The sequence below is a fragment of the Sphingobacterium sp. UBA7253 genome, assembly GCF_002472745.1.
In the GTDB taxonomy this organism is placed as follows: domain Bacteria; phylum Bacteroidota; class Bacteroidia; order Sphingobacteriales; family Sphingobacteriaceae; genus Sphingobacterium; species Sphingobacterium siyangense.
Map to the genome: position 1 here is coordinate 34,699 of NZ_DKSP01000143.1, position 8,062 is coordinate 42,760.

Consider the following 8,062-nt stretch of genomic DNA (forward strand, 5'->3'; position numbering starts at 1 on the left):
GTAGCAAGGGTTTCGATAAATTAAATCCCTCTTTTCGCAATCGAGAACCTTCTCCCGCCGCTATAATTGCAAATTCCATTTCTTTTAATTGCAAAATAAAATCATTTATAAAAAAGCAAAACCCCCGTCACTATCTCAGCGTTCGTAAGCGCAAAAGTCTACAGAGGGTTATATCACAAATCTTCAATATCGTAAGGATTTTGAAGAAAAAGGGGAAAAATTGTTTTTAAACAATTGTTTCCCCTCTCTTATTAAGGTAATTTATTGAATACTATCTACTAGCTCCTGGTAATAATCCAATCCCAAATGTGTGATTAAATCTTCACCCATAATGTGGCGCAATGTATTTTGCAATTTCATCAATTGTTTGAAGATATCGTGTTCAGGAGGTAATCCCGGAGCGGTTTGAGGAGATTTCAAGTAAAATGATAACCACTCTTGAATACCAGACATACCCGCACGTTGAGCCAAATCAATAAACAAAGCCAAATCCAACGCAACCGGAGCAGCTAAAATTGAATCGCGACACAAGAAATTGATCTTAATCTGCATTTTGTAACCCAACCAACCGAAGATATCGATGTTATCCCAAGATTCTTTATTATCGCCGTGTGGAGGATAATAGTTGATACGTACTTTATGATAAAGATCACCGTATAACTCAGGGTTCTTTTTCGCATCCAGAATTTCTTCCAATACCGATAATTTAGAGACCTCTTTTGTTTTGAAATTTTCAGGATCATCTAATACTAATCCATCCCGGTTACCTAAGATATTCGTCGAAAACCAACCTTCAACACCCAAAGCTCTCGCTTGAAGACCAGGTGCCACAATTGTTTTCATCAATGTTTGGCCTGTTTTAAAATCTTTACCTGCAATTGCCACACCGTTTTCATGCGCCAACTCAACAATAGCAGGAACGTCACATGTTAAATTTGGTGCACCATTTACATAAGGAGCTCCCTCTTTCAATGCCGCATAACAATAGATCATACTTGGTGGAATACGTTGATCATCATTGTCTAATGCTTCCTCTAATTTAGCTAAAGTTGAAAAAGCTTCGTTTGTTTCAATATAACGCTCAGTAGATCCACACCATACCAATACAACACGGTCTAATCCGTTTTTCTCTTTAAATTCACGAATATCACGTTGTACGGCATCTGCCAATTCACGGCGAGTTTTTTCAGATTTGATGTGCGTTCCGTCCAAATTTTTCACAAAATTACGGTCAAACACAGCCTTCATCGGTTGGATTGCCTCCAATTCAGCCTTAACAGCATCCAATTGGCCTTGCTCCAATACCTGTGCATTTGATGCAGCCTCGTATACGTTATCCTCATATACGTCCCATCCACCAAAAACAACATCTTCCAATTTTGCTAAAGGGACAAAATCTTTAATTAATGGATTTCTGTTCTCAGTGCGTTTACCCAGACGGATTCTGCTCAATTGAGAAACAGATCCGATTGGTTTTGAAAAACCTTTGTTTATAGATGCCACACCAGCGATTAATGTTGTAGCCACAGCACCTAATCCCGGAATAAGAATACCCAATTTTCCATTGGCATCTTTCACTTGTTGTCCCATATTAATTCTATATACTTAAATTGTTATTTAATTGATGTATTATGATAAAATAATTCTTAAAATTAGCTTAAAAAAACATATTTCATACCACTGCCCACTTAATTTATAAAATCGTGACAAATACCAATACAAACCCCATTCGAAACCTAAAAAAATAATCTGAAAATGAATTATTATTTAGTGTTCTACTCATCCATCTGATTGAAATTTAACGTTTTTAGCTAAAGCTGTTAACCCAAAAAATAATTCTCCTTAATTTTACTCAATATATTAAGATTCGAAAACTAATCCAAATTCAATCCAAAAAAAGTTTTTCTTTCTCAAAAATTGGTCAATTTTTCTTTTTCTATTCGCTATAAATATGACAATAAAATTGGAAAATGGTTTTAGTAGCACTAACTTTAGCCTAAAATCTAAATACACGCAATGAATCTATCGTTCAATTTATAAACCATCAGCTGTTGATCCGCTCATTGTAGCTGGAGAAATGGTCTGCCAAACGATAACGCGATGACAAATTTAACTGTATCGCATAGCGCCCAAGGTGCATAAGAGTATCCATAGCATTGCAAAAAATGAACCCAAGTGTAAAATTATAATTTACACCAAAGAATGTACTGAACAAATAATTATCTGAATGAAAAATACAATTTCGTGCCTAACTTTAGCGCTTTTAAGCGCAAGCCAGTTACATGCTCAAACAGCTGCCGACTCGGCTTATGTTAGAGATCATTATGAAAAGACCGAAGTAGCAATCCCCATGCGAGATGGGAAGAAATTATTTACTGCGATCTACAGTCCAAAAGACAAATCCAAGAAATATCCAGTTTTACTCAATAGAACACCCTACACGGTTTCTCCTTATGGGCAGAACGAATACAAAAAAAGCTTGGGAAACTTTCCCCAAATGATGCGTGAAGGTTATATTTTCGTTTATCAGGATGTCCGTGGCAAGTGGATGAGCGAAGGTGATTTTGAAGATATTCGTCCGACCACCTACAGCAAAGATAAAAAAGCAATCGATGAAAGTACGGATACCTATGATGCGCTTGAATGGTTACAGAAAAATCTCAAAAACTATAATGGCAAAGCCGGGCTCTATGGGATTTCCTATCCAGGCTTCTATTCTACCGTCGGATTGGTCAAAACACACCCGAGCTTGAAGGCAGTCTCCCCACAGGCTCCCGTAACAGACTGGTTTATCGGCGACGACTTCCACCATAATGGCGTATTGTTTCTTCAGGATGCATTTACATTCATGTCAACCTTTGGTGTCCCACGTCCAAAACCCATCACACCAGATCAATTTAAGGGCAAAATTCAAATCAAAGAAGCCGATAAATATAACTTTTTTGCAGAAGCAGGAACAGCGCGGGAACTCAAAGAAAAGTATTTTGGTGACTCCGTACAATTTTGGAATGACCTGTTTAAACATCCCGACTATGATGATTTTTGGAAATCGCGTGTGATCACCAATTCTTTACAGGAGGTAAAACCAGCTGTGATGGTGGTTGGTGGTTTCTTTGACGCGGAAGATGCTTATGGAACATTTAAGACTTACCAATCGATTGAGGATAAAAGCAAAAAAAACAACTCGATTTTAGTCGCGGGACCTTGGTATCATGGCGGCTGGGTTCGTGCAGAAGGAAACTATTTAGGTGATATTCAATTTGAGAAAAAAACCAGTATTACTTATCAGGAGCAATTTGAACAACCGTTTTTCAAATATTACCTAAAAGATGAAGGAAACTTCGCCCCTTTCGAAGCTAACATTTTTGTCTCAGGCAGCAACGAATGGAAACATTTCGAACAATGGCCGCCAAAAAATGTAGAGACAAAAAAACTATACTTCCAACCTCAGGGGAAACTTGGATTTGACAAAGTTCAACGTACAGATTCCTGGGATGAATATGTAACAGACCCTAATAAACCTGTTCCGCATCAAGGTGGGCTAATTCAAAACCGAACACGGGAGTATATGGTAGATGATCAACGTTTCGCAGCTAGTCGCCCTGATGTCATGGTTTATCAAACGGAACCGTTGACGGAGGATCTGACGATAGTAGGCCCAATCAAAAACTTCCTCAAAGTCTCCTCAACAGGAACCGACGCGGACTATGTTGTCAAACTGATTGATGTATACCCGAACGATGCTGCAAGTTATCAAGGAAAAACAATGGCTGGATATCAAATGATGGTACGTGGTGAGATCATGGCGGGGAAATACCGAAATGGTTTTGATAAAGCACAGGCCTTGACTCCAGGTATGGTCGAAAAGGTTAATTTTGAAATGCCAGACGTTGCGCATACCTTCAAAAAAGGACATCGCATTATGGTTCAGGTACAAAACTCATGGTTTCCGTTAGCAGAACGAAATCCACAGGTATTTTTACCGTCTTATACAGCCACCAAAGCTGACTTCCGTAAAGCTACCCAACGTATTTTTCACGATGTGAACAATGCCACATACATCGAATTTTCTGTCCTCAAAGATTAACAGGTCAATTCGAAAGCCAGCGCTTAAAAGCTAATTGAATAAGGCTACATCAGCTAAACACCTATGCCTGATGTAGCCTTATCTTTAATCTTCCGCTACATACGTATCTTCTCCGGCCTTCCATCCCGCAAATAATAAAAGTACGATACTCCCCGCCAAAAAGTAGAACGAGTAATTCCAGGTAGCATCTATTTCGTGCAGCCTACCAAAGACCGGCGGACCAAAAGCCGCAATAAAATAGCCAACAGACTGCGCCATGCCCGATATTTTGATTGCATTTGCCGTTGATCTAGCCCGCAGGGTAAAGAAGAGAATAGACAAACTGAAAGACAGTCCATTGGAAAGTCCCAACAATACGGCGGCAACATAAATTCCCTGAAGCTTGTAATGCCAAAATATAAAGATACTTCCAAGCATGCCTATCGCAACAGCAGTTGCCATTAAACGTTGATCCTTCATCCGATGAGCCAAAATAGGTCCAATGAACATAATGGGAATCATGGCAATTTGGATCAAAAACAGCAACCAGCCCGTATCCTCCTTTGGCATCCCATAATCGACCAATACGTTGGGCAACCAAGAAATCAAGCTGTAGTAAATCAGGGACTGAATACCCATAAATAGGCTGATATACCAGGCCAATCTTGACCTAAAGATATGCCCGATTCCACTTGTCGCTTGTCTATTTTCAGTAATACCTTGAGCTTTCTTACGGCCTAAACCATCAAAAAAAACAACTATAAGTGATAACAAGGCTAAAATCACCCAAACACCCAGTGAGCCTTGCCACCCAAGACCGGTCCATTCACCCAATCGTAAACTAAAACCCGAAGCAAAAGCCGCAGTCAGGTTCATTGCTACCGCAAAAATCCCTGTCATCAGCCCAATCTGCTTTGGAAAACTGGTTTTTATATAGCCAGGTGTAACGACATTGCCCACACAGATCCCAAGTCCAATTAAAAAAGATCCCACAAACAGCGTTGACATATTGCCCCAGACCCGAAGCACAATCCCTACACTCAACAGCATTAAACCAAACAATAAAAAACGATGCATGCCCAGTTTATGCGAATATCGACTTACTGCGACAGAACAGCTCGCAAACATAAAAAGGGGAATTGCCGTCAATAGGCTGCTTTGAAAACTATTTAATTGTAAATCTTCACTGATTTGCCCCAGTACCGGGCCAACGGCTGTAATTGGCGACCGCAGATTGGTTGAGACCATAACAACAACCAATACGGATAACCAGGTCCAAGAAACAGCTGTGGATACTTTTATATTTTCTTTCATAATAAAATCGCGCTATACATGTAATGATCGCCTGCAAAGATATACCTGAAATTTTAATTAAATTTGCCATTAATTTAATTTAAAACGACATGGATCAAACAAATCATACATTGACAATTGAACGCATCCAGAAATCAACCTTTGTCTGGTTTGAAGAAAACTGGATACACGACAACGAGTTGCACAGTCATCGCAAAGGCCAGTTGATTTATGTCGAACAGGGTTTCCAATACCTTACCGTCGCAGGAAAAATGTATTTACTCCCCCAAAATCACGTTGCCTGGATTCCCTCCGGTGCAGTACATAAGACCAACTCCCACTCTGAACGCATCAAGCTTATGGTACTTTTTTTTGATACTCCACAATTTGACGGCGCACAAGACCAGTTGTTTTTCAGTCAGGTACAGCTATTTTCTGCGCCTAAAGTATTACGGGAAATGATTTTGTATTGTGAAAAATGGTCGAAATTGATTGAAGAAGATAAACATGAAAAAGTTTTCTTGGGTGCTTTACTCCATGAACTCCCCTATTTTGCGGCACAATTGCTCCAACTTGGGATCACCCTTCCTCAGGAGAATAGACTTCAAGCCGTCTTAAATCACCTACATGACCATTACACAGAAGCCTTCACATTAGACGAGATTGCCCTATTGTCCAATCTTTCGCTCCGAACTATTGAGCGCCTTTTTAAAAAGGAAACCGGAATGACACTTGCAAAATATCAGCAGTTACTCCGCATTATCAAGAGTTTGGAACTTCTTAGCACAAAACAATTCACCATCTCCCAAATCGCGTATAAAGTCGGTTATAAAAGCGTACAAGCGTTTACCAATAGCTTTTATGCTGTGATGAAATATAGACCTTCGAGTTTCATGATGGACTAGTTTTCGCACAGCTACAGGCCGTTTGTAGCTGTGCAGCTACAAAATATAAGACATTTTAAAAAAATAGTAACGAATAGTTGCACAGGTGTAATATTTACACTATCTTTGTATCATCATAATTTAGGTTTATAATTGGTTATTTAAGGTTTTCATTCTCCCCGTTTGAAAACCTTTTTTTATTTATTTTCACCGTCCCTCAAATCATTTCACTGCTCCGCAAACACAATAATTTCCCCCTTAGGCCCAAACAAAAGCAACTAATCGCATGTTCCCAAAAAATAGCGTTCAAATTAATTCTTAAAAAATTCAAGAAATTCTTTAACAATACTGTATTTTTAACGAATATATTCGGATGAGAAAGGTCAGGCGAATAGAAAAGAGTTCAAATATTGAAAAAATAATCTAAACATATATGGCAGAACATGGGGATTTGCAAATCGCAATACTAATCGATGCGGATAATGTATCTTATCGAAAGATCGAAGAGATTTTGAATGAAGTCAAAAGATACGGGATTCCAACCATCAAACGCATCTACGGAGACTGGACCAACCCTTATGTTGAAAAATGGAAGGACAAACTTCTTACTCACGCGATTACCCCCATACAACAATACAGTTATACCCAAGGCAAAAATTCTACTGATTCCGCATTAATTATTGACGCCATGGATATTCTGCATTCGGACAGAGTGGACGGATTTTGTATTGTATCGAGCGACAGCGACTTCACCCGCTTGGCCACCCGCCTCCGGGAATCAGGCAAGCTCGTAATCGGTATAGGTGAGAAAAAGACACCTAAGCCTTTTATCGCCTCCTGTGACAAGTTTATCTATGTGGAAATTTTCGAGAAAAATCAAAAGAAAGAAACAGTCACAAAGAAAAAACAGCAAAATCAACCCAAACCCGCCCCGGTTGACAACCCGGCAAGTATAGCGGTACTGGATGAAGAAACCCTGGAACTTTTAAAAGACACTGTCGATGATACAGCTGATGAAAATGGCTGGGCTTTCCTAGGGGAAATCGGAAGTCTTTTCAATAAAAGGAAACCTGATTTTGATGCGCGAAATTACGGATACGACAAGATGTCCCACCTTTTTAAAGCCTACAAGGAAGATTTTGAAATTGAAGAGCGAAACACCGACAAATCGCGCATAAAACACTACTACATCCGTAATATCATTAAACGGCCTTTAGCAATGGCCAGCCCCGCTACAGCAGTGGAAACTGAGCACAAAACTCCTTCTACTCCTATTCCTTCCGTACCGCCTACAGAAACTGCGGGAAAAACTGCCAATCAAAACAATAGAAAGAAAGGGCGCCAAGAGAAGAAACGTCAGGATAAAACAAGTTCTGAACCGATACAAAATGAGGCTCCAAAAGTTCAGGAAATTCAGGAGCAAAAAGCCGAGTCCCAAGCCTCCACAGTACAGACACCACCGACAAACATGCTTTTTCCTTCAGAGGGCAACAAGATTACTGCAGATGATGTTAAGAAATCGCAAATAAGAATTGCAAAAGAATTCAAACCTTTATTTCCCACTAAATCCCAAAAATTAAGGATTATGATCAATGCCGGAGAATATGAATGCAATTTTACCTACCGAGGCAGAGGATTTCATGTACTTAAACTGGGAAAAGAAGCCGCTACGCAGCTTGGTCTTGCAGAAGGAATACAAATACAACTGATCAAACTGAATGAAGTTAGCTTTAGCCTTCAAAATAAATCCGTTTAAATCTTATTCAGGGTTATTTTTCTCGCTTTAATAGGGTGATAGGACAATATGTATATTGTCCTA

5 protein-coding genes are annotated in these 8,062 nt (G+C 39.4%); 3 read left to right on the forward strand and 2 right to left on the reverse strand.

The features are described 5' to 3' along the window. Window positions 1–261 precede the first annotated feature (261 nt). A complete protein-coding gene (locus tag B2X72_RS14890) occupies window positions 262–1,590 on the reverse strand; it encodes an inositol-3-phosphate synthase (protein ID WP_075991923.1) in 1,329 nt (442 codons plus the stop codon). A gap of 637 nt (window positions 1,591–2,227) precedes the next feature. On the opposite strand from B2X72_RS14890, the gene B2X72_RS14895 reads away from it, so the two are divergent. Next, entirely contained in the window at window positions 2,228–4,087 is a 1,860-nt protein-coding gene (locus B2X72_RS14895; protein ID WP_286850290.1) for a CocE/NonD family hydrolase, read from the forward strand. A gap of 84 nt (window positions 4,088–4,171) precedes the next feature. On the opposite strand, the gene B2X72_RS14900 is transcribed toward B2X72_RS14895, so the two are convergent. Then, entirely contained in the window at window positions 4,172–5,380 is a 1,209-nt protein-coding gene (locus tag B2X72_RS14900; protein ID WP_286850292.1) for a CynX/NimT family MFS transporter, read from the reverse strand. Between the two features lie 89 nt (window positions 5,381–5,469). Here B2X72_RS14900 and B2X72_RS14905 point away from each other — a divergent pair, with 89 nt between their 5' ends. Together B2X72_RS14905 and B2X72_RS14910 are read left to right on the forward strand one after the other, a co-directional pair. Further along, window positions 5,470–6,264: a helix-turn-helix domain-containing protein gene (locus B2X72_RS14905; RefSeq protein ID WP_286733744.1), complete on the forward strand. Its 795-nt coding sequence runs from the start codon at window positions 5,470–5,472 to the stop codon at window positions 6,262–6,264. Between the two features lie 412 nt (window positions 6,265–6,676). Continuing rightward, a complete protein-coding gene (locus B2X72_RS14910; protein ID WP_286850294.1) occupies window positions 6,677–7,999 on the forward strand; it encodes an NYN domain-containing protein in 1,323 nt (440 codons plus the stop codon). The last annotated feature ends 63 nt before the right edge of the window (window positions 8,000–8,062 follow it).